Here is a 24667-nt window from a genome sequence, read left to right on the forward strand (position 1 = left end):
GATCTGAAAATTTAATCTTCTTTAAATGTCTGATTATCAAATTTATAATTGGAAGTTTTTTCTGAATCTTTTATTTCTATTTAGTAAGAGATCTTATTGTATTGACAAAAACACCTTGCTATAAATCAGAATCAAAAAAAAATAACCTTAATATTTTGCTAAAATAGAAAAAAAGTTTTACACTTGTAGTCAAATTTACCATAAGATAAGTTCATGATGACTATAAGTTTTAAACGAACCATTTTATGCTTAACAAAATCAGTCGAAAGTATTTTAAATAATTTGATGATTTCACTACAAACCATTCTCTATGAAACTTACACTTTAATCAATAAAAACCGTAACTAACTTAAATTTAAACCAACTCTTATTAACTATGAAAAGCAAAGATTGTATGAAAACAACAGTTTTATCGTTTTGTACGACGCTGTTGTTTAGCTTATTTATGATACAGACGGGTTATGCTCAGGCACAATCCAAGTCTGTAAGTGGAAATGTAACATCGGCTGTTGACGGAATGGGAATCCCGGGAGCTACTGTTGCAGTAGAAGGAACAAAAATTGGTGCCGCCACTGATTTTGATGGCAATTATAAAATAGAAGCAAAAACAGGCGACGTACTTGTATTTACTTTTATTGGATTTAAAACTCAAAAAGTAACTGTAGGAACCCAAAAAACAATTAGTGTTACTTTACAGGAAGAAACTTCAGAACTTAAAGAAGTTGTGGTTATTGGGTACGGTTCTCAAAAGAAAACTTTAGTAACCAATGCTGTAACTCAAGTAAGTGGTGAAAATCTTGCCAAAACAAATACTACAAATGCGCTTCAGGCATTGCAGGGACAAGCTGCCGGAATCCAGATTACTTCTACTTCGGGACAACCGGGTGAAGGGTTAAATGTAGTTATCAGAGGTGTAGGTTCAACAGCAGGAAGTACTCCGTTATACGTAGTAGATGGAATACTTACAAGTGATATTTCTTATTTAAGTAACTCAGATATCGAATCGATTTCTGTTTTAAAAGATGCTGCATCTGCTGCTATCTATGGTTCTCAGGCTTCTAATGGAGTTGTCTTGGTGACAACCAAAAAAGGGAAAAGAGGTGCTGCAGGACAAATTACTTTTGATCAGTATTATGGTGTGCAGTCAGTAGCCAGAAAAGTAGATTTATTAGATGCAACTGAATACGCTACTATTTTAAATGAAGCAGCAGTAAATTCAGGAAAAAATCCATATTTTACTAATGCTCAGATTGCGAGTATGGGTTCAGGAACAAACTGGATGGACAAAATGCTGGTTGATAATGCCGCTACAAAAAATTTCTCTTTTGGTGCATCGGGAGGTTCAGAAACTTCTGTTTACTCTTCATCTTTGTCTTACTTAGGACAGGAAGGAGTTGTAGGAGGTAAAGATTTATCTAACTATGAGCGTTATAATTTTAGATTCAATTCTGAACATAAATTATACAAAGATGTACTTACTTTCGGTCAGAACTTAAGCTTTGCTTACATCAACAAAAACGGTATTGGAGTTGGAAATCAATACAATAATTCTTTAAGAAGTGCCTATCAGGTATCTCCATTATTACCAATGTACGATGCAAATGGCAACTACTACGACAGCAGTCCAAACAACGAACCTTGGCTTGCTGGTCAGGCAAATCCTTATGCATTAATGGTATACAACAACCAGAATGAAAGCAATAACCAAAAATTGCTTGGAAATGTTTATTTGCAAATTGAGCCAATAAAAAACCTGACATTCAAGACTACTTTAGGACTTGATTATTATGCTGGTGAAGGACATTCTTATACACCAATATACCGTTTGTCTATTTACGCAAACACTGCTTTTGATAAAGTAAATCAAAACATGAACAAAGGTAAAACGCTTACTTGGGATAACTTATTGACTTATAAGTTTAATGTTGCAGACAATCATCATTTTGAAACTATGGTGGGTACTTCATCTATTAATTTTGACGGTACTACAATTGATGCTACAAATGCAGATTCGTTTTTTGATGATTTAGAACATGCCTGGTTAGACAACACTACCAATAAAGATGGGGCTAAAATTGCCTTTAAAGGAATTAAGCAGCAAACTAAAAGAATGTCTTATTTTGGAAGGTTAAATTATAATTATAAAGAAACTTATTTATTAAATGCAACTTTTAGAGTTGACGGATCTTCAATTTTTTCTAAAGAAAATGAGTGGGGGTATTTCCCATCTGTTTCAGGAGGATGGATTGTATCAAACGAAGAATTTTTGAAAGATTCAAAAGTTTTAAACTTTCTTAAATTAAGAGCAAGCTGGGGACAGGTTGGAAATCAGAATGCAAGGGCTTTCCAATACTTATCACCAATAAAAGTGAATAATACAAACTATTCTTTTGGAGACGAAGAAGGAGTATTGACTCCGGGTGCCTATCCAAACAGATTGTCTAACTTAGATTTAAAATGGGAAACTTCAGAGCAGATTGACCTTGGTTTTGATGCCAGATTTTTAAATAACGCTTTAAATCTTAATGTTGATTTTTATAAAAAAACAAACAAAGACTGGTTAATACTTGCTCCAATTTTAGCAACTGCCGGTGCCGATGCTCCTTTTATTAATGGTGGAGATGTAGTCAATAAAGGGGTTGAGGTAAGCTTAAGTTACCAAAATAAAATTGGTGATTTTAATTACAGCGTAAGTGCAAATGGTGCTTACAATAAAAATACTGTTGGCCAGATACCTGCAGAAGGCGGAATAATTCACGGACTGCCAAACGAACTTTATGATAACTCAAGCGAATTCTACAGAGCACAAAACGGATATCCGTTAGGTTATTTCTGGGGATATAAAACAGGAGGAGTTTTCCAGAATCAGGCACAAATTGACAATTACAAATCTGCAAACGGTGTAGTATTACAGCCTACTGCAGCTCCCGGAGATATTATTTATGTAAACACCAACGGAGATGATAAAATTGATGCGACAGATAAAACAAGCATAGGAAATCCTAATCCTGATTTTACATACGGGTTCTCTATTTCTGCAAATTACAAAGCTTTTGATTTTTCATTAATGGCAAATGGTGTAGCAGGAAATCAAATCGTACAATCGTACAGAAACCAATCTAATGCTTACGGAAATTATACTACTGCAATATTAGATCGCTGGCATGGTGAAGGTTCTTCTAACACAATGCCAAGAGTAACAGAAGACAACCGAAACTTTACGCAGTTTTCAGATCTGTATATTCATAATGGAGATTTCTTAAGAATTAATACCGTAACATTAGGATTTGATTTAGCAAAAATGAAACAGTCAAAACCATTTTTTGCAAGTCAGTTTAGAGTTTATTTCTCAGTATTAAATCTGTACACTTTTACCAAATATAATGGTATGGATCCTGAAATTGGATTTGGTTCTTCAAATGATGATCAAAAGTTTTCGTCAGGGGTTGATGTGGGTTACTATCCAAGACCAAGAACATTCATGATGGGATTAAATGTTAAACTTTAATAATAAAAAAATGAAAAATACCTATTTATATATTTTCTTTTTGGGTTTATTGTCTCTAGGTTCTTGCAGTTTAGAAACTGAGCCGTTAACACCAATAGATACAAGCTTTTATAAAACAAAAAATGATGCTTATGTAGCATTAGTGGGCTGTTATGACGGATTACAAGTGGCAACAGGAGGAGCAGGTCTTGGAGTTCCGGTAGTAAGTGAAGTAATGTCAGATGATTGTTTTGGAGGAACCGGAAATTCTGATGGCTACAATTATGCCGCTATAGATGAGTTTGATATTTCACGCTCTCCTGGAGATGTTGATTTGCTTAATAACAATTGGGTAGCTTATTACAAAGCGATTTACCGATGCAATATGCTGTTATCTAAAATGGATCAGATTGAATGGGATGGAGATACAGCTTTAAGAAATACATACGAGTCTGAAACTAAATTTATCAGAGCATACCTTTATTTTGAAATGGCTCGTTTATGGGGAAGCGTGCCTTTATTGACAGCACCTTCTTCTGAAAATGTTCCTCAGGCAACACCTGAAGAAATTTATAAACTAATTGCTGAAGATTTGGTATTTGCTTCAACCAATCTGCCTACAGAAGCTTATAACGTTAAACCAAACGGACGCGTTACAAAATGGGCCGCAAAATCTTTATTAGGACGTGTTTATCTGTATTACACAGGATATTATGCAAAAAATGACTTAGCTGGCGTAGTTACAAAAACTCAGGCTTTAGGTCATTTAGAAGATGTTATAGCTTCAAGCGGTCATGGTTTAGTAGATGATTTTGCGACTTTATGGCCGGCAGCTTCAGTAGAAAAATATGCAGGTGAAGCCAATAGAGAATTTGTGTTTTCTATAAAATACACCTACACAAGTGATTATAACGGAAATACAGACAGCAATCAATGGATGGTAATGTTTGGAATGAGAGAATTTTCATCTTATCCTTATGGCCGCGGCTGGGGAGTTACCGTAAATGCAAAGTTATGGAATGCTTTCAGTGCTACAGATACAAGACGTACAGCTAGTATAATTGGAATTGATGAAGAAAAAATAAAATTTGATAAAAAGAACAGCCAGAGAGAATATACAGGTTATTACAACAAAAAATATTCACCAATGGTAGACAAAAACGGAGTAGATCTTCCAATTACTTTGGGAAGTCAGTTTTGGGATATCAGTCAGTTTCAGGATTATGTAGTATTAAGATATTCTGATGTTTTATTGATGGCAGCAGAATTAGGAAGCGGTAATGCACAGGCTTATTTTGATGCTGTTAGAAAAAGAGCCTACAAAGATAATTTTGTATCATCGCCTGCAACTATTGATAATATTATGAATGAGAGACGTTTAGAGTTTGCTCTTGAAGGTATAAGATATTATGATTTATTACGCCAAGGTATCGGAAAAGCATCTTCAAGTATTGCAGAATCAACGACATTATTGAGCGGAGGAGTTGCGGGAACAAAAACAATTACGGCAGCTAAGATTCAGGAAACAAAAGGGCTTACTCAAATTCCGAATACGCAGATCACATTATCCGGAGGAGTTTTAAAACAAAATGCCGGTTGGTAATTCTAACTAAAAAATCAAAGAAATGAAAAATATTAAATTATTAGTGACATCATTTTTGATGTTAACGGCATTGCTGATATCATCTTGTTCTCCAGATACATACTCTTTGGATGAACCGATGGATAAATCGGATATACATTTTGAAGTTACTCAAGACCTTGCAGCAGACGCAGGAGGAAATACTGTAATATTGAAAAACACAACACCAGGAGTTGTTCTTACATGGGATTATGTAACAGGAAAATCCAACAAAGCGGTTGAAACAGTAAAGTATGCTTTTAAAGGTAATTATACAATAAAAATTTCTGCGGTTACTGATGGCGGAATTGTAGAATTAGACCCAGTAACAGTAACAGTTTCAGCAGATAACTTAAACTATGTAAACGACCCTCTTTGGACAGCTTTATCCGGTGGAGTTGGAAAACAAAAATCATGGGTATTCGACAATGGTAAATATGGTTTAGCACCAGGAGCAATGTCTTATGCAGACCCAAGCGGAACTGTTGAATGGGGTAATTTTAGTCCAAACTGGGAACCATCCGGAAATGCTAATTCAAGTACAGATGCAGACATGCACTGGGGCAGGTATATGACTTTCAGCCTTGAAGGAGGACCTTTTATGACTGTTCACGAAGCAGATGGAACAACAATAGAAAACGGATCTTATTTCTTAGATATTAATGCTCATACCTTAACAACAAATGGTGCAACAATTCTAAGACCTGACAACTATATTGCAAATGCCAGTAACTGGACATCAAACATCAAAGTTTTAAAACTGACAGATAATCAGTTAAGAATTGCTATTATGAGAACCAACAGTGAGGGTGCATGGTGGTATATCTGGAACTTTGTTTCTAAAGAATATGCAGATAATTATGTCCCTATAGTAACTGAACCTGTTGTTGATGAAGGTTTTAATCCAACTTTTGCTTCAGGCGAATTGTTAAAAATGCTTACTGGAGGTGTTGGTGCAGGAAGAATCTGGGCTCTAGATGCAGCAGGAAATCCTGTAGATTGGTTAGCAGCCGGTATTGGATGGACAACAGGACCGGGAAGTTCTTCTGACTGGGGATGGAATCCTGACTGGACAGCTGTTGCAAATAATTCTTGGATACGTTTTGACCAATACGGAGGTAAACAGAATTATACAAGAAGCCAAAATGGTGTGGTAACTTCTGGATTATTTACTATTAATGCAGAAACGAACGAAATCAATTTAGGGTCAGAGACATTAATTCAAAACCCGTCAAGCTGGATGAACCCAACAACCAATGTAATTAAAGTAGTAAAAGCATATAACAGCGATTTCGGTACTAAAGGTATTTGGTTTGGAACATCTTATGACGCAGGAAAAAATGAATGGTTTGTGTTCCACTACATAATTCCTTAAAAATTCAGAAAGATTTTTTAATTTACTAATAACTTGGAAGCAGCGTTAAAAACTGCTTCCAGGTTATTAAAATTTATAAAACAATGTTGCAGCTAACTTCATATAAAAAACTAGGATTACTATTTGCAGGCTTTCTTTTATTGACAGCATGCAAATCGTCAACAGATCTAAAATTTAGTAACCGAAAAGTTTCTTTTAATGCAGATTGGAGTTTTCATCTTAACGACAGTATTGCAGATAAAGATACTATTGGAGCGGGAACAAAATGGAGAACTTTAGACGTTCCGCATGATTGGAGCATTGAAGGAAAATTTGATGAAAAAAGTCCTGGCGGTTATGGCGGAGGATCGCTTAACGGAGGCTTGGGCTGGTACAAAAAAACATTCAAAGTAGCTGCAGAAGACAGCACAAAAATTACTTCAATTACTTTTGACGGCGTTTACAAAAACAGCGAAGTTTGGGTAAACGGTCATTACTTAGGAAAACGTCCAAACGGATACATAGGTTTTCAATATGATATGTCACCATATTTAAATTACGGAGACAAAAACAACGAAATAATTGTTAAGGTTGACAATTCAAAACAACCTAATTCACGCTGGTATTCGGGTTCAGGAATTTTTAGAAATGTCTGGATCGAAACTACAGACAAACTTCATGTAGGACAATGGGGAACGTATATTACAACTCCAAAAGTTACAGCCGAAAAAGCTTCAGTAAGTATTGAAACCACAATAAAAAATCAATACAAAGAAGGTAAAAAAGCAACGGTAACTACCACAATTTTTAAAGAAGATAAAAAAGTAACATCGGTTACTCAAGATATAATAATCAACGCCAGCGAAAATCAAACGCTGAATCAATCGGCGGAACTTGAAAATCCGATTTTATGGTCAGATGAAAAACCGGAACTGTATACAGCAGTTACTGAAATTTCGCTTGACGATAAAATCATCGATCAATACAAAACCACTTTTGGAATCAGAGATTTTAAATTCGATTTGAACAAAGGTTTTATTTTGAATGGAAAACAGGTCAAAATAAAAGGTGTTTGTATGCACCACGATTTAGGTCCGTTAGGTTCTGCAATCAATACACGTGCGATCGAACGTCAGTTAGAAATTTTGAAAGAAATGGGCGTAAACGGAATCAGAACTTCTCATAATCCGCCTGCTCCAGAGCTTTTAGAACTCTGCGATAAAATGGGTTTCATTGTTATGGATGAAGCTTTTGATATGTGGAAACAGACCAAAACCAAATACGATTACGGAAACGATTGGGACAAATGGCACAAACAAGATTTAATCGATCAACTGCTTCGCGACCGAAATCATGCCAGTATTTTTATGTGGAGTATTGGAAATGAAATTCCGGAACAATGGAGTGAAAAAGGTGTTGAAATTGCGAAAGAATTGGCCGCAATTACACGTCAATATGACAAAACACGACCGTTGACTGCAGGAATGAATCCGCCAGTAAACATGAATATTGATGCCGTGACTTTACAATTTGAGAAAAAAGATGTTTCGATTAATCCGCTTGCTGGATCTGGAGTTTTAGATTTAATTGGATACAATTATGCGCATCAAACTTTTGAACATCATTTGGAAAACTTTCCAAAAACACCTTTTATCGCAACTGAAACTACTTCAGGTTTACAGACAAGAGGATATTACGATGCCGTTTCAGATACTATCAAAAAATGGCCGGTAAGATGGGATCTTAAATTTACAGAAGGAAATTCTGGAAATACCGTTTCGGCTTACGACCAAGTGCAGACACCTTGGGGATCTACACACGAAGCGACTTGGAAAATCATTAAAAAACATGATTTCTTGGCAGGAATGTACGTTTGGACAGGCTTCGATTACATCGGAGAACCAACTCCATACGAATGGCCATCGGTAAGTTCGTATTTCGGAATTGTTGATTTAGCCGGTTTCCCGAAAGACGTTTATTATATGTACCAAAGCGAATGGACAGACAAAACCGTTCTTCACATTTTTCCGCATTGGAATTGGAAACCCGGACAAACCGTTGATGTTTGGGCCTATTACAACAAAGCCGATGAGGTTGAACTTTTCGTAAACGGAAAATCGGTTGGAAAAAGAAGTAAAAAAGGAGACGATTTACACGTAATGTGGAGAATTCCTTTTGAAGCTGGAACTTTAAAAGCCGTTTCTCGCAAAGACGGAAAAGTGGTTTTAGAAAAAGAAATCAAAACGGCTGGAAATCCTTCTCAATTAAAACTGACTGCTGACAGAAGCACCATCAAAGCTGATAAAAACGATTTGTTATTTATCACAGTTGATATTTTAGATGATAAAGGAACTTTAGCACCAAATGCGAATAATGAAATCAATTTCTCTTTAAAAGGGAACGGAAAAATCGTAGGCGTTTGCAGCGGAGATCCAGTTAGCCACGAATCATACAAAGGAAATAAACATACGGCTTTGGCTGGAAAATGTCTGGTAATAGTTCAGTCTGGAGATAAATCAGGAAGATTGGAATTAACCGCAAAAGCAAATGGATTGAAACAATCAACAATTGTAATTACAGCTGAATGATAATTATAATACATTAAATTTTAAACACATAGAATCATAGATTTTTTGTTTGTGAAAAAGAAAATTAAAAGAAACTAGTTTCTAAGACATAGCTATGTTGGTTTAAACAAGTGAAACGCCTTTTTAAAGACTCCGATGAGCTATGATTCTATGTGTTTAAAAGATTTTAAGATATATAAAGAATAAAACTAACTCATGAAAAACTCAAAACTAACCGCATTATTTTCTGCTCTTATGTTTGGAATTTTGGCAGTTCCAAATGCTAATGCTCAAATCCAAAATGCAGACGTATTAAATGCACCAATAGATATAAGCAAAGATTTTCAGAACTATCTGAACACTTTTTATTTTGCAGACGAATTGGCTTCTTTTGATCCTGCAACGGGAAAAGGAACTATAAAATATCTGCGATACAATTATAAAACGCGTCAGGCTTTCAACAACATGATGATGAAACCAGATGTAGAAAAAGCAAACGAATTTCCAACAACAGAATATGCAGAATCTCCTGTTTTGCCATTCGAAATTCAGTTTGTTTCAGATCGAACAGTTAGAATCAAAACGACTTCTGGACCGCAATTTCATCCACAAAAAGAATCGTTGATGTTGATTGACGGCGTTGCGCCAAATCACCCTGAATTATGGAAATATGCTAAAATTGAAGGCGGTCACAGTTATACAAGCAAACACGGAAGAGTTGAAATTTTGACAAAACCGTGGCACGTAAAAATCTACGATGAAAAAGGAAAATTGCTGACAAGCACACTTCACGATACTGATTTTAAAAACACCTATACGCCAACACTTCCATTTTCTTACGTTCGCAGAAACAGCGATTATTCAAGAAGTATGGGCGCAGCTTTCAGTTTAGAACCAGACGAAAAAATATTTGGCTGCGGTGAATCATTTACACAATTCAACAAACGTGGTTCAAAAGTAGTTTTATGGACGGATGACGCCAATGGAATCCAAAATGAAACAATGTACAAACCAATTCCGTTTTACATGAGCAGCCGTGGTTACGGAGTTTTCATGCACCATTCAACACCAATTACAGTTGACTTCGGAAAATACTTTTCAAGTGCCAACGAAATGTACATTGGAGATGACGAAGCCGATTTGTTTTTCTTTATCGGAGAACCAAAAGATATCTTAGATCAATACACAAATCTGACAGGAAAAGCAGCGATGCCACCACTTTGGTCATTCGGTTTCTGGATGAGTCGTATTACGTATTTCTCAGAAAAAGAAGGACGCGACGTAGCAAGAGATTTGCGTAAATACAAAATCCCAACAGACGTAATTCACTTTGATACAGGCTGGTTTGATGTAGATTGGAGAAACAACTACGAGTTTGCCAAATCTCGTTTCCCGGATGCCACAAAAATGATGTCTGATTTAAAGAAAGACGGTTTTCAGGTTTGTTTATGGCAGTTGCCATATTTCACACCAAAGAATACGTTGTTTCCTGAAATCATGGATAAAAACTTAGCGGTAAGAGATAGAAAAGGGAATCTTCCGTACGAAGATGCTGTTTTAGATTTCTCAAATCCGGAAACAGTAACATGGTATCAAGGAAAATTGAAAAAGTTATTTGATGAAGGTGTAGCAGTTTTCAAAGTAGATTTTGGAGAAGCAGCTCCGCCAGACGGAATTTACCATTCTGGAAGAACAGGTTTCTATGAGCACAATTTATATCCATTACGTTACAACAAAGCAGTTGCAGAAATTACTCAGAAAGAAAAAGGATACACTTTAATCTGGGCAAGAAGTACTTGGGCAGGATCACAGCGTTATCCTTTACATTGGGGAGGAGATTCTGAAACTTCAAACGGAGCAATGTCGGCAGAATTACGCGGCGGACTTTCATTAGGATTAAGCGGATTCAGTTTCTGGAGTCATGATGTTGGAGGATTTGCTACAAAATCTCCTGAGAATATTTACAGAAGATGGACGCCATTCGGAATGTTTACTTCGCACGTAAGAAGCCACGGAGAACCACCTCGCGAACCTTGGTTGTACAGCAAAGAATTCTTAGATGGATTTAGAAAAGCAGACAATATGCGTTACGAATTAATGCCATATATCTACGCTCAGGCAAAAGAAAGTTCTCAAAAAGGATTACCAATGATGCGTGCTCTTTTTGTAGAATATCCAAACGATCCGGGAGCTTGGTTAGTTGATAATCAATATTTATTTGGTTCAAGTATTTTGGTTGCGCCGCTTTTTGAAGAAGTTGAAGAAAGAGATGTTTATCTTCCAGAAGGAACTTGGATTGATTACCAAACTAAAAAAGTATACCAATCAGGATGGCATAAAATCAAAGCAGGCGAAGTGCCAATCGTAGTTTTAATTAAAGACGGAACAGCAATTCCACATATCGGTTTAGCGCAGTCTACAAAAGATATGGATTGGAGCAAATTGACATTAAAAGTTTACGCAAGCGATAAAACCACTTCGGCAACAGCCAAAGTATTTTTACCAGAAGGTGATGCAGTACAAGAAATAAAAGTGAACAAAAACGGAAACAATTTTGACGTCGCATCAAATCCATTAAACGGAAAAACCACTTTTAAAACAGAGTGGATAAAATAGAATATATGCCACTCCCGATAGCTGTCGGGATACACAGATTAAAATAATTTTTATTTCTCTCACGCAGATTGAGCTGATTTATTCTTTTAGTCCGTGTTATATTTTCATTTATTTAAAGATTAAAAAATCTACAATAGTAATAATCCTTTTAATCTGTGAAATCTGTGGCCTAAAAAAACAACTTAGGATAAAAATTAGTTTTTGTTTAGTTTTTAAATCGGGTGAAAGCTTGCGACGCCCGATTTATTAAAAATGAATTAAGAAAATGACCATGAAAAAACACCTCATTCTTCCCGCTCTATTACTTTCAGTTTCGATTGGATACAGTCAGAAAGCAAAAAACGCTTATGAATTAGCATCGCCAAACGGACAAAATAAAATCAAATTTGAGTTAGTAAAAAACGCTCCAAAATATGCAGTTTCTCACGGAAAAACCGAAGTCATTTCTCCGTCAGATATGGGATTTGTATTGAAAGGAAACGAAGACTTAAGCACAAACTTTGAAATTAAAGGAGCAAAAACTTCTACGTTTGACGAAACTTGGGAACAAGTTTGGGGAGAAAAGAAAAATATTAGAAATCACTACAATCAATTGGTAGTTGATTTACAGCAAAAAACAGGAAACAAAAGAAAATTACAAATTCAGTTTCGCGCCTTCGATTATGGAGTGGCTTTTAGATACGTTTATCCAAAACAAAATGTAAAAGACAGTATTTTCATCATGGATGAAAAAACAACTTTCAACTTAAAAGAAGATGGAAAAGCATGGTGGATTCCGGCAAACAGAGAAAACCGTGACGAATATCTTTTCAAAGATGCGCCGGTAAGTACTTTGGATACCGTTTTAACGCCATTAACAATCGAAAGCAAAAACGGATTAGCGTTAAGTTTCCACGAAGCAAACTTGATCGATTTTGCCAGTATGACTTTGGTAAACACTAAAGGAACAGAACTAAAATCAGATTTAGTGCCTTGGCCTGACGGTGTGAAAGTTCGTGTAAAAGATACTTTCACTTCTTCATGGAGAACACTTCAAATTGGAGAAAATCCAGGTGAGTTGATCACTTCTTATTTGGTTTTAAACTTAAACGAACCAAACAAATTAAAGAATACAAACAACTATTTCAAACCTTATAAATATTTAGGTATTTGGTGGGGAATGCACATTGGTAAATATACCTTCTGGGAAAGCGACAAACAAGGTGCTACAACCAAACACGCTGAAGAATATATCGATTTTACAGCAAAAGAAGGTTTCAACCATTTATTAATCGAAGGATGGAATAAAGGATGGACGCCAGGTTGGTATGAAAACCGTATGCACATGTTCAGCTTCACGAAAAGTGCCGATAATTTCGATCTAGAAAAAGTAGTTGAATACGGAAAGAAAAAGAACATCGAATTAATCGGTTACCACGAAACAGGTTCAAACTTAATTAATTACTTAAAAGAAGTTGATGAAGGTTTTGCTTTGTACAAAAAACTTGGAATTCATACCGTGAAAATTGGTCACGTAGGTTCTAAATTAAACATGAAACAAATGCACTTCGGACAGTTTGGAGTAAATTATTTCAGATATATTTTAGAAAAAGCAGCACAATATGATTTAGCAGTTTTATACCACGAATCAATAAAAGATACAGGAGAAAGAAGAACTTTTCCAAATATGGTTTCAAGAGAAGCAGCACGCGGACAAGAATATAACGCTTGGAGCGAAGGAAATCCGCCAAACCATTTAAGCATTATTCCGTTTACAAGATTGCTTTCTGGTCCAATGGATTTTACACCTGGAATTTTTGATGTTGAAGTAAAACAAGGATATCCGGGAAAAAGAATTCAGGGAACTGTGGGACAGCAATTGGCATTGTACGTTACGATTTATTCTCCAATTCAAATGTTGGCTGATCTTCCAGAAAATTATGAAGGAAAACCAGCTTTACAATTCTTAAAAGATGTTCCAACAGATTGGGAAGACACTAAAATCTTAGAAGGAAAAATTGGCGAGTACATCACAACAGCAAGAAAAGACAGAAACAGCGCAGACTGGTATTTAGGAACTTTAACAAATGAGAAACCAAGAAACGTAGAAGTTTCATTATCATTCTTAGATTCAAACGCCACTTACGAAGCACAGATTTATGTTGATGCCGAAGGAACAGATCAAACACACAATCCAGAAGCCGTAGCAATTTCTAAGAAAACAGTAAAAGCTTCAGATAAATTACAATTGAAATTAGGCGGAGCTGGAGGTGGAGCAGTGAGATTCAAAAAGTTATAATCAGTTCAGTTTTTTGACAAACGTATTTGTATAGACGCACTGCAGTGCATCTAACATATGGTTAGAAAATAAAATATTTAGCCACAGATTAAAAAGATTGAAAAGGATTTTTTCTTTTTCTCCCGCAGATTTGGCAGATTGTGCAGATTTAATCTTTTTAATTTTTTTAATCTGTGGCATATTTTTTTACAGATTGAAAAGAATAAAAAAATCTCCTTGATCTGCTAAATCTGCGAGAAAAAAAATAAATAAAACCATTTCCAGATGAAAAAACTTTTAATAGCAGCAGTTTTATTTAGTTCAGTCCATTTGATGGCACAAAACCGAACGATAAAAGTTGATTATAAAAAAGAAGCAGGAAAACTAAACACCATGTTCAAAGAATGCATCGGAGCAGGAAGAGCAAATGAAGGTCTTCGTGCAGATTGGCAGCAGCAATTGGCATTGGTAAAAAAAGAATGCGATTTTAAATACATTCGTTTTCATGGTTTATTGTCTGATGATATGGCCGTTTATCGTGAAGACGAAAAAGGAAATCCAGAATACAATTATCAATATGTAGACGTTTTGTTCGATTATATTGTAAGTCTGAAAATGAAACCGTTTGTAGAATTAGGTTTTATGCCCAATGCATTAGCAAGCGGGAAAGAAACGATTTTCTGGTGGCGCGGCAACGTAACACCTCCAAAAGATTATAAAAAATGGGAAGATTTAGTTCGAAATTTAACCCAGCATTTTGCGGCACGTTACGGAGATGAAGAAGTAAAAACATGGTATTTTGAAGTCTGGAACGAACCGAATTTATCACCGGGATTTTGGAGCAGTACTCAGGAAGAATATTATAAATTATACGATTATGCCGCTCGTGGTGTAAAAGCAGTAAACAAAGAATATAAAGTCGGCGGACCGGCAACAGCAGGTTCTGCTTGGGTTTCTGAAACAATTGATTTCTGTACTAAAAATAATGTTCCGATGGATTTTGTTTCGACACATACTTATGGTGTAAAACATGGATATCTGGACGAATTCGGAACTTCGGGAACAATTTTAAATCAGGACGAATGGAGTGTAAGCGGTGAAATTATCAATTCAAGAAAATTGATTGCAGAGTCGGCTAAACCGAATCTTGAATTGCATTATACGGAATGGAGTTCATCTTACACGCCAGCAGATCCAATTCACGACAGCTATCATTCGGCAGCTTATATTTTACAAAAATTAAAGCAAGTCGGCAATGTGGCAAATTCCATGTCATATTGGGTTTTTACCGATATTTTTGAAGAAGCAGGACCAAGATTTACACCTTTCCACGGCGGTTTCGGATTGTTGAATACGCAGGGAATTAAAAAGCCAGCTTATTTCTCTTATTATCTATTGAATAAATTAGGAGAAACAGAACTCCAAAATTCAGATAAAGCTTCCTGGAGTTCTAAAAATGCAAAAGGTGATGTTCAGGTTTTATTATGGGATTTTACCAATACACATCCCGGCGATAAGGAATTGAATCAAACCTATTATATAAAAGACCTTCCATCAAAAGAAAAAGGAAAAGTAAAAGTGGAGATTGACAGAATGCAGAAAGGAAAATATCTTTTAGAAATTTACAAAGTGGGTTACAAAGTAAATGACGCTTACGCAGATTATCTGGCGATGAATAAACCAAGTCAGTTAACACGTGAACAGGTAAATTTAATAAAAGAGAAAAATAACGGCGCGCCTATTTCGACAGAAAAAATTACAATTGACGGAAAAGGAACTTTCAGCAGAGAATTTAAAATCAATGAAAATGATGTTGTAATGCTGAATTTAATCAAACAATAATTAAAACCACAAACATAAAAGTAATATTAACTGTATTTAAAGATTCTGAGTCAGGAATCAAATCTTTAAATAAAAAGAACCTAACTATCTATGAAAAACAAAATGATATACCTTTCTGCAGCTTTGGTTTTTGCATTTTTTACTTCTTGTAAAAATGAAACACAAACTTCAGCTTCAAATTCCAGCCAGACTCAAGAATATGTTGGGAAAGAAATCAGTACAGATCATGATGCAGAAATCGATAAACTGATTTCGCAGATGACATTAGAAGAAAAAATTGGAATGCTTCATGGGAACAGTATGTTTGCCAATGCAGGTGTAAAACGTCTAGGAATTCCAGAATTAAAAATGGCTGATGGGCCATTGGGAGTTCGCGAAGAAATTTCAAGAGACAATTGGGCTCCGGCAGGATGGACAAACGATTTTGCAACGTATTATCCGGCAGGAGGTGCTTTAGCAGCAACTTGGAATGCAGAAATGGCACATACTTTCGGAACCAGTTTAGGAGAAGAATTACGCGCAAGAGACAAAGATATGCTCCTTTCGCCAGCGATCAATATGGTAAGAACACCGCTTGGAGGAAGAACATACGAATACATGTCGGAAGATCCGTTTTTAAATAAAAAAATAGCTGTGCCTTTGGTTGTTGGTTTACAAGAAAAAGATGTAATGGCATGTGTAAAACACTACGCAGCAAACAATCAGGAAACAAATCGCGATTTTGTCGATGTACAAATTGACGAACGTACACTTCGCGAAATTTATCTTCCCGCTTTTGAAGCTACTGTAAAAGAAGCGAAAGCATACAGTATAATGGGCGCTTATAACAAATTTAGAGGCGAATATTTATGTGAGAACGATTATATGCTGAATAAAATCCTTCGTGATGAATGGGGATTTAAAGGAATTGTAGTTTCAGATTGGGCTGCGGTTCATTCTACAGCAAAATCTTTGAAAAATGGTTTGGATATTGAAATGGGAACACCAAAACCTTTCAACGAATTTTTCTTAGCCGATAAATTAATTGCATCAGTAAAATCTGGAGAAGTTTCTGAGAAAGAAATTGATCTGCATGTAAAACGTATTTTAAGAGTTTTATTCCAAGTAAAAGCAATGGGCGGAGGCCAGCGTGCAAAAGGAAGCATAGCAACCGAAGCGCATTACCAAGACGCTTACAAAATTGCAGCTGAAGCAATTGTATTGTTGAAAAACGAAAACAATGCACTGCCATTAAAATTAGATGGAGTTAAATCTATTGCTGTAATTGGAAACAATGCAACAAAGAAAAATGCTTTGGGCGGATTTGGTGCCGGAGTAAAAACAAAAAGAGAAGTTACACCTCTTGAAGGTCTTAAAAACAGATTGCCTTCATCAGTTAAAATCAATTATGCTGAAGGATATTTAGAGAAATATGAGGAGAAAAATAAAGGAAATTTAGGAAATATTACTTCTACAGGACCAGTTACAATTGACAAATTAGATCCTGCAAAAGTTCAGGAAGCTGTAGAAGCCGCTAAAAAATCTGATGTTGCCATTATTTTTGCAGGTTCAAACCGTGATTACGAAACAGAAGCTTCAGACCGTAGAGATTTACACTTGCCATTTGGACAAGAAGAATTAATCAAAAAAGTAATAGAGGCAAATCCAAAAACGATTGTAGTAATGATTGCCGGCGCTCCGTTTGATTTGAATGAAGTAAGCCAGAAATCATCAGCTTTAGTTTGGAGCTGGTTCAATGGTTCTGAAGGCGGAAATGCTTTGGCTGATGTTATTTTAGGAAAAGTAAATCCGTCAGGAAAATTACCTTGGACAATGCCAAAACAACTAAAAGATTCTCCTGCACACGCCACAAACAGTTTCCCTGGAGACAAAGCGGTTAATTATGCTGAAGGAATCTTAATAGGATACCGTTGGTTTGATACTAAAAACGTAGCACCATTATATCCTTTTGGTTACGGATTATCATACACAACTTTCGCACTTGATAATGCCAAAACAGATAAAGATTCTTACGCTCAAAACGATGTAATTGAAGTTACGGTTGACGTTAAAAACACAGGAAAAGTAGACGGAAAAGAAGTAGTTCAGTTGTATACTTCAAAATCTGATTCAAAAATTAACCGTGCGGCACAAGAATTAAAAGGATTCAAAAAAGCAGATGTAAAAGCCGGAAGTTCAGAAAAAATAACAATCAAAGTTCCAGTAAAAGAATTGGCTTATTATGATGTTGCTTCTAAAAAATGGACAGTTGAGCCAGGAAAATATACAATTAAGTTAGGAACTTCTTCAAGAGATATTAAAAAGGAAATTAACTTCACAATCAAATAAAATGGAAAAGATCATCAAAGGTTACCTGTTTAGTTTTGTATTATGTTTTTCTTTTTTAAGTATTTGGGCTTGCAGTTCAGATAAAGAAGAAGCAGAGAAAACAGCCGAAAAAACACTTACGGTTGATACCAATAAAATTGATTTTGCCAACACAGGAAACGACGTCAACATAAAAGTGACGACAAATGCCAGAACATGGAAAATCAGCAGCGCCGATACTAAATGGCTGGAACTAAGCCAGACTTCTGGTGTTACAGGATCAGTTTTAGTTAAAATTACAGCTTTAGAAAATACCGGAAAAGAAGCAAGAACAGCGGTTATAACAATTACTTCTGATGAAACTTCTCCAATACAAATTGCAGTTTCTCAGGCAGGAGGCGCAGCAGCTGCAGGTTTATATCCAAGCTATAATACAAATCCAATTGCTGCAGACCAAACTGGAATGTCAAGTAATGCAGTGCAGTTAGCTGCAAAAATAAAACTAGGCTGGAACATTGGCAACACAATGGAAGCAACTGGTGGAGAAACCGCTTGGGGAAACCCAAAAGTTACAAAAGCTTTAATCGATGCTGTAAAAGCAAACGGTTTTAATGCCATTCGAATTCCATGTTCATGGAATCAAAATCTAGCGAATGCTTCAACTGCACAAATTCAAACTGCTTGGCTGAACCGAGTGAAAGAAGTTGTACAATATTGTGTAGATAATGATATGTATGTTTTGGTAAACATTCACTGGGACGGCGGCTGGCTGGAAAACAATATTACCGAAGCCAAAAAAGAAGAAACTAACGCCAAACAAAAAGCTTTTTGGGAACAAATAGCCACGCATTTACGTGACTTTGACGAGCATTTACTTTTTGCAAGTGCCAATGAACCAGCTGTTGAAGATGCTGCACAAATGGCAGTTTTAACATCCTATCACCAAACATTTATTGACGCTGTTCGTTCTACAGGTGGAAAAAATGCGTATCGTACTTTAGTAGTTCAGGGGCCAACAACCGACATTGAAAAAACAAATAAATTAATGACCGTTTTGCCAACAGATACAGCAGCAAACCGAATGATGGTTGAGGTTCATTATTATACACCATGGAATTTTGCAGGTTTAACAAAAGATGAATCTTGGGGTAAAATGTTTTACTATTGGGGATCAGGTTACCATTCAGCAACCGATACAGAAAGAAATGCAAACTGGGGAGAAGAAGCAGACTTAGAGAAAAATTTCAAGTTAATGAAAACTCAGTTTGTAGATAAAGGAATTCCGGTCTTATTAGGAGAATTTGGAGCAATCAGAAGAACAAGTCTAACCGGAGAAGGTTTAACTTTACATTTGGCATCAAGAGCGTATTACTTAAAAACGGTGGTAAAAACAGCTCGAGCAAACGGATTATTGCCTTTTTATTGGGACGAAGGAAGTACAGGCGATAACAGTTTTGGAATTTTTAAAAGAAGCGATAATACTGTTTTTGACTCACAGGCTTTGACGGCTTTAAAAGAAGGATTACAATAAAAAAACTTTCTAAATTATATTAGTGATATAAGATAATTTAAATTTAAAAATAGCTTTGAATTTATTTTTACTTATATCACTAATTTGATTTTAACTATTTTAAATTGCAGGATATGAAAAAGTATTTAATGGTTATTTTGTTGATATTTAGTGTTTTTGTAAGCGCTAATGTAAAAATGCCTTTATTGTTTTCAGATGGAATGGTGCTCCAAAGAGACAAACAAATTCCAATTTGGGGTTTTGCTGATGCTGATGAAAAAATAGAAGTCCATTTTAACAAACAAATCCAAAAAACCAAAGCAGATAAAAATGGAAAATGGACTCTTAATTTAAAATCAGAAAAAGCCGGCGGACCTTTTGAACTGATTGTAATTGGAAAAAATACAATCACGATCAAAAATGTTTTGGTTGGAGAAGTATGGATTTGCAGCGGACAATCGAATATGGAATTTCAGGTTTTCAAAACTATGAATGCCGAAAAAGAAATTGCAGATTCAAATTATCCTATGATTCGTCATTTTGGAGTGGCACAGGATTTAAGCGGAAAACCAAAAGACGATTTAAAAGCTGGAAAATGGGAAACAGCAAACAAAGAAACCGTTGGTAATTTTACAGCTGTTGGATATTACTTTGCCAGAAAAATATATTCAGAATTAAAAATTCCAATAGGAATCATAAATACTTCCTGGGGAGGAACTAATGTGGAAACCTGGACAAGCCGTGAAGCATTTCAAAACAGTGATGAATTTAAATCGATGATAGCCCATGTTCCGGTTGTAGATATTGATGCAGTTTTTGAAAGCTATAAAAAATCAATTTTAGACAATCTGAAAAAAGTGCAGAGTTTTGATATTTCAATGGAAAACGAAGATCAATTTAAAAAATCGGATTTTCAGGATAAAAACTGGCCGGAAATAAAAGTGCCTTCACTTTGGGAAAACCAGCAGATTGGAAATATTGATGGAATTGTCTGGATGCGAAAAACGATTGTTCTAACTGCCGAACAAGCTAAAAAAGAAGCAATTTTACATTTAGCAAAAGTAGACGATGAAGACAAAACGTATGTAAATGGAGTCGAAGTAGGAACCAATAACCTTTGGGACAAACTAAGAATTTATAAAATTCCAGCCAATGTTTTAAAAGAAGGAACAAACGTGATTGCTGTTAGGATTACAGATTACAGCGGCGGCGGCGGAATTTACGGTGATCTAGCCGATTTAAAAATCGATTTTAAAGACTCAAATGTATCTCTGGAAGGACTTTGGAAATTTAATATTGTAAAAGTAAGAATCGAAGTTTCGCCTAATAGTTATCCTTCATTATTATACAATGCAATGGTAAATCCGTTAGTGCCGTACGCGTTTCAGGGTGTTTTATGGTATCAGGGAGAAGCTAATGTATGGAGGGCAGAACAATATAAAAAGTCATTTCCGCTGATGATAACTGACTGGAGAACAAAATTTAAACAAGGAAACTTTCCGTTTTATTTCGTTCAATTGTCAACCTTTGATGAGTTTGGCGGCAACAGCCAAAAAGGAAGCCGTTGGGCAGAACTTCGAGAAGCGCAGTCTGAAACTTTAAAACTCCCAAACACAGGAATGGCAGTTACAACGGACATTGGGAACGCAAAAGATATTCATCCAACCAACAAACAAGATATTGGATTGCGTTTGGCTGCGATTGCGATGAACAACATTTACGGTAAAAAACAAATTCACAGCGGACCAGTTTATAAATCTCAGGAAATAAAAGGAAACCAGATTATTTTAACTTTTGACAATATTGGCAGCGGATTATCAACGCCAAATAACGATGAGTTAAAAGGATTTGAAATCGCAGGTGCAGACAAAGTTTTTCATTCTGCAAAAGCGATTATAAAAGACAACAAAGTAATTGTTTCGAGTGATAAAATTCAAAATCCACTTGCTGTTCATTATGGCTGGGCAGACGATGATACACAGATCAATCTTTTCAACAAAGAAAAATTTCCTGCATCACAATTCAGAACCGATAATTGGGAAATGATTACTGCCGGCGAAAAATACAAAGTGAGTAAATAGTAATTAGTCCTTAGTAATTAGTGAGAAGTAAAGGATAATTTGAACGGTTTTCAAAACTTGTTTGAATGAAAAATAAATTTAAAATGTTCCGTTAGGAACAATTCATCGGTAGCTGCGGATGAAATCCGCAGTAAAAATTAAAAATGCAATATTGTTTCCGTGGGAACATCTGATCGGTAATATTTAAAACGCAGCAAAATGAATTCAACCCTTATCAAAAAAACATTTTTCATCTTACTTCTCACATCTTATTATACAAACATTTTGGCACAATCAAAAAATGTTTTATGGTACAAACAGCCCGCAGAATTTTTTGAAGAAAGTTTGGTTTTAGGAAACGGAAAAATGGGTGCGACAGTTTTTGGAGGTGTAAATTCAGATAAAATTTATTTGAATGACATTACACTTTGGTCAGGCGAACCGGTAAATACAAATATGAATCCGGAAGCTTATAAAAATATTCCAGCGATTCGCGAAGCATTGCAAAACGAAAACTACAAACTGGCCGAAGAATTAAATAAAAAAGTACAAGGAAAAAACTCCGAATCGTATGCGCCTTTAGGAACACTGGAAATCAATAATTCTGAAAAAGGAAAAGCCGTAAATTATCGCAGAGAACTGGATATTTCAAACGCCGTATCAAAAGTAAGTTATGAAATGGCTGGTATAAAATACACACGAGAGTATTTTGTTTCGGCACCAGACCAAATCATGATAATTAAATTAACAGCCGATCAAAAAGGAGCTTTAAATTTTGATATCAATTTAAAAAGCCTTTTAAAATCTAATGTAGAAGTACGAAATAATATCTTGGTTATAACTGGTTCTGCACCAATTCATGAAAATGCAGGATACAATGTACTGCCAAAATATCTAGCCCTAAAAGATAGAGGTACACGATTTACAGGTTTAGTTCAAATCAAAAAATCCGACGGAAAAATTACAAGTTCGAGAGAAACGTTAACCTTAAAAGACGCAACAGAAGCGATTATTTACGTTTCTGTCGCAACAAGTTTTAATGGTTTTGACAAAAATCCGGCATCAGAAGGTTTAGACGATATAGCAATTGCGGCACAAAACCTGAATAAAGCTTTTGAAAAACCATTTGACAAAATAAAAGAATCTCACATTGCCGATTATCAAAAATTCTTCAATCGTGTTGATTTAAATTTAGGAAAAACAACTGCACCTGATTTACCGACAGACGAACGTTTATTGCGTTATGCAGACGGAAAAGAAGATAAGAACCTAGAAATTCTATATTTCAATTTCGGACGTTATTTATTAATCAGTTCGTCAAGAACTTTGGGCGTTCCAGCCAATTTACAGGGACTTTGGAATCCGCATTTAAGTCCGCCCTGGAGCAGTAATTATACAATGAATATTAATCTGGAAGAAAACTATTGGCTGGCAGAAAACACCAATCTTTCAGAAATGCACAAATCGCTTTTGAGTTTCATTAAAAACCTTTCGGTAACAGGAAAAGTTACGGCAAAGACTTTTTATGGAGTAGATAAAGGCTGGGCTGCAGCGCATAATTCAGATATCTGGGCAATGACCAATCCAGTTGGGCAGTTTGGAAAAGAAGATCCAATGTGGGCTTGCTGGCCAATGGCGGGTGCCTGGCTGAGTACTCATATTTGGGAGCACTATATTTTTACACAAGACGAAACATACTTAAAAAAAGAGGGTTATCCAATAATGAAAGGTGCTGCCGAATTTTGTTTGGGCTGGCTTGTAACCGATAAAAAAGGAAATTTAATTACATCGCCATCCACTTCTCCAGAAAATCAATACAAATTGGCAGATGGTTTTGCGGGTGCGACATTTTACGGAGGAACGGCAGATTTAGCTATGATTCGCGAATGTTTCGATAAAACCATAAAAGCGTCAAAAGTGCTGAATACAGATGCTGCTTTTAGAGTAAAATTAGAAACAGCACTTTCAAAATTACATCCGTATCAAATTGGTAAAAAAGGAAATCTGCAGGAATGGTATTTTGACTGGGATGATCAGGATCCAAAACATCGCCATCAATCGCAGTTATTTGGGCTTTTTCCAGGCGATCATATTACGCCTTTAAAAACTCCGGATTTGGCAGAAGCCTCAAAAAAAACGTTAGAAATAAAAGGAGATGAAACAACCGGCTGGTCAAAAGGCTGGAGAATTAATCTGTGGGCAAGACTTTGGGACGGAAACCGCGCTTATAAAATGTTCCGAGAATTACTTCGTTATGTAGATCCTGACGGAAAGAAAACGGAAAAACCAAGAAGAGGAGGAGGAACATACCCAAATTTATTCGACGCACATCCGCCATTTCAAATTGATGGTAATTTTGGCGGAGCAGCTGCCGTTGCCGAAATGTTAGTCCAGTCAGATGAAAATGAGATTCGATTATTACCTGCTTTACCAGATGCCTGGGCAGAAGGTTCTGTAAAAGGAATCTGCGCCAGAGGAGGATTTGAAATTGAAATGGCATGGAGTAATAAAAATCTAACTCATGTTGTAATCTCTTCTAAAACAGGAGGAAAAACAACTTTGATTTTTGGTGATAAAAAGCAAGAGATTGTTTTGAAAAAAGGAGAGAAAAAAGAAATTAATTTTTAAAGCTTCGGAGAAGCGAAATATTAATAGAATACAATAGATATTTACAACATAAAGCTCCAGCAGAGCGACATATAATTTTCACAATCAAATATGTCGCTCCGCTGGAGCTCTTAACATTCGGACGGTTTAATTTCTATAAATATATCGCCTCGCTGAGGCTTTCTAATAACAAACCCGTCAGGTTTTTGAAACCTGTCGGGTTTATTTTTTTATACAAGCTTCGGAGAAGCGAAATATTAATAGAATAAAATAGATATTTACAATATAAAGCTCCAGAGGAGCGACATATAAATCATTTACAATTCAAATATTTCACCCCGCTGGAGCTCTTTACATTCGGATGGTTTAATATCTATAAATATATCGCCTCGCTGAGGTTTTTTAATAATAAACCCGACGAGTTTTAAAAACTGACGGG

Annotated in this window: 11 protein-coding genes; all 11 read left to right on the forward strand. The window is 35.8% G+C overall.

The genetic code is table 11. The annotated features are described in order from the left end of the window. The first annotated feature begins 394 nt into the window (after window positions 1–394). Window positions 395–3508 carry a SusC/RagA family TonB-linked outer membrane protein gene (locus ACTJIW_RS16410; RefSeq protein WP_274251717.1) on the forward strand — a complete coding sequence of 1038 codons (3114 nt, stop codon included), beginning with the start codon at window positions 395–397 and terminating at the stop codon, window positions 3506–3508. A 10-nt stretch (window positions 3509–3518) separates the two neighbouring features. Continuing rightward, entirely contained in the window at window positions 3519–5090 is a 1572-nt protein-coding gene (locus tag ACTJIW_RS16415) for a RagB/SusD family nutrient uptake outer membrane protein (RefSeq protein WP_073410416.1), read from the forward strand. Between the two features lie 22 nt (window positions 5091–5112). After that, window positions 5113–6483, forward strand: a complete 1371-nt coding sequence (locus ACTJIW_RS16420) for a hypothetical protein (RefSeq protein WP_440716220.1) — start codon at window positions 5113–5115, stop codon at window positions 6481–6483. Between the two features lie 83 nt (window positions 6484–6566). After that, window positions 6567–9050 (forward strand): glycoside hydrolase family 2 TIM barrel-domain containing protein, encoded by a 2484-nt coding sequence (locus ACTJIW_RS16425; RefSeq protein ID WP_440716219.1) that lies wholly within the window; start codon window positions 6567–6569, stop codon window positions 9048–9050. Between the two features lie 195 nt (window positions 9051–9245). Further along, window positions 9246–11645 carry a glycoside hydrolase family 31 protein gene (locus ACTJIW_RS16430; RefSeq protein ID WP_440716218.1) on the forward strand — a complete coding sequence of 800 codons (2400 nt, stop codon included), beginning with the start codon at window positions 9246–9248 and terminating at the stop codon, window positions 11643–11645. A gap of 271 nt (window positions 11646–11916) precedes the next feature. Continuing rightward, window positions 11917–13923 (forward strand): glycoside hydrolase family 97 protein, encoded by a 2007-nt coding sequence (locus ACTJIW_RS16435; protein ID WP_440716217.1) that lies wholly within the window; start codon window positions 11917–11919, stop codon window positions 13921–13923. A gap of 264 nt (window positions 13924–14187) precedes the next feature. Beyond that, window positions 14188–15744 carry a GH39 family glycosyl hydrolase gene (locus ACTJIW_RS16440; RefSeq protein WP_440716216.1) on the forward strand — a complete coding sequence of 519 codons (1557 nt, stop codon included), beginning with the start codon at window positions 14188–14190 and terminating at the stop codon, window positions 15742–15744. Between the two features lie 90 nt (window positions 15745–15834). Further along, a complete protein-coding gene (locus tag ACTJIW_RS16445) occupies window positions 15835–18072 on the forward strand; it encodes a glycoside hydrolase family 3 C-terminal domain-containing protein (protein ID WP_440716215.1) in 2238 nt (745 codons plus the stop codon). Window position 18073: 1 nt separating this feature from the next. Then, window positions 18074–19582: a cellulase family glycosylhydrolase gene (locus ACTJIW_RS16450; RefSeq protein ID WP_440716214.1), complete on the forward strand. Its 1509-nt coding sequence runs from the start codon at window positions 18074–18076 to the stop codon at window positions 19580–19582. A 113-nt stretch (window positions 19583–19695) separates the two neighbouring features. Continuing rightward, a complete protein-coding gene (locus ACTJIW_RS16455; RefSeq protein ID WP_440716213.1) occupies window positions 19696–21642 on the forward strand; it encodes a sialate O-acetylesterase in 1947 nt (648 codons plus the stop codon). A gap of 198 nt (window positions 21643–21840) precedes the next feature. Then, window positions 21841–24249, forward strand: a complete 2409-nt coding sequence (locus ACTJIW_RS16460; RefSeq protein ID WP_440716212.1) for a glycoside hydrolase family 95 protein — start codon at window positions 21841–21843, stop codon at window positions 24247–24249. Window positions 24250–24667: the final 418 nt, after the last annotated feature.

The organism is Flavobacterium sp. 22659 (assembly GCF_052044235.1).
GTDB classification, from domain to species: Bacteria; Bacteroidota; Bacteroidia; order Flavobacteriales; family Flavobacteriaceae; genus Flavobacterium; species Flavobacterium johnsoniae.

What these genes read in the sequence shown, in the direction of transcription:
- ACTJIW_RS16430 (WP_440716218.1), top strand. Translation starts at nt 9,246, where the DNA reads ATGAAAAACTCAAAACTAACCGCATTATTTTCTGCTCTTATGTTTGGA.
- ACTJIW_RS16445 (WP_440716215.1), top strand. Translation starts at nt 15,835, where the DNA reads ATGAAAAACAAAATGATATACCTTTCTGCAGCTTTGGTTTTTGCATTT.
- ACTJIW_RS16455 (WP_440716213.1), top strand. Translation starts at nt 19,696, where the DNA reads ATGAAAAAGTATTTAATGGTTATTTTGTTGATATTTAGTGTTTTTGTA.
- ACTJIW_RS16435 (WP_440716217.1), top strand. Translation starts at nt 11,917, where the DNA reads ATGAAAAAACACCTCATTCTTCCCGCTCTATTACTTTCAGTTTCGATT.
- ACTJIW_RS16415 (WP_073410416.1), top strand. Translation starts at nt 3,519, where the DNA reads ATGAAAAATACCTATTTATATATTTTCTTTTTGGGTTTATTGTCTCTA.
- ACTJIW_RS16460 (WP_440716212.1), top strand. Translation starts at nt 21,841, where the DNA reads ATGAATTCAACCCTTATCAAAAAAACATTTTTCATCTTACTTCTCACA.
- ACTJIW_RS16450 (WP_440716214.1), top strand. Translation starts at nt 18,074, where the DNA reads ATGGAAAAGATCATCAAAGGTTACCTGTTTAGTTTTGTATTATGTTTT.
- ACTJIW_RS16420 (WP_440716220.1), top strand. Translation starts at nt 5,113, where the DNA reads ATGAAAAATATTAAATTATTAGTGACATCATTTTTGATGTTAACGGCA.
- ACTJIW_RS16410 (WP_274251717.1), top strand. Translation starts at nt 395, where the DNA reads ATGAAAACAACAGTTTTATCGTTTTGTACGACGCTGTTGTTTAGCTTA.
- ACTJIW_RS16440 (WP_440716216.1), top strand. Translation starts at nt 14,188, where the DNA reads ATGAAAAAACTTTTAATAGCAGCAGTTTTATTTAGTTCAGTCCATTTG.
- ACTJIW_RS16425 (WP_440716219.1), top strand. Translation starts at nt 6,567, where the DNA reads ATGTTGCAGCTAACTTCATATAAAAAACTAGGATTACTATTTGCAGGC.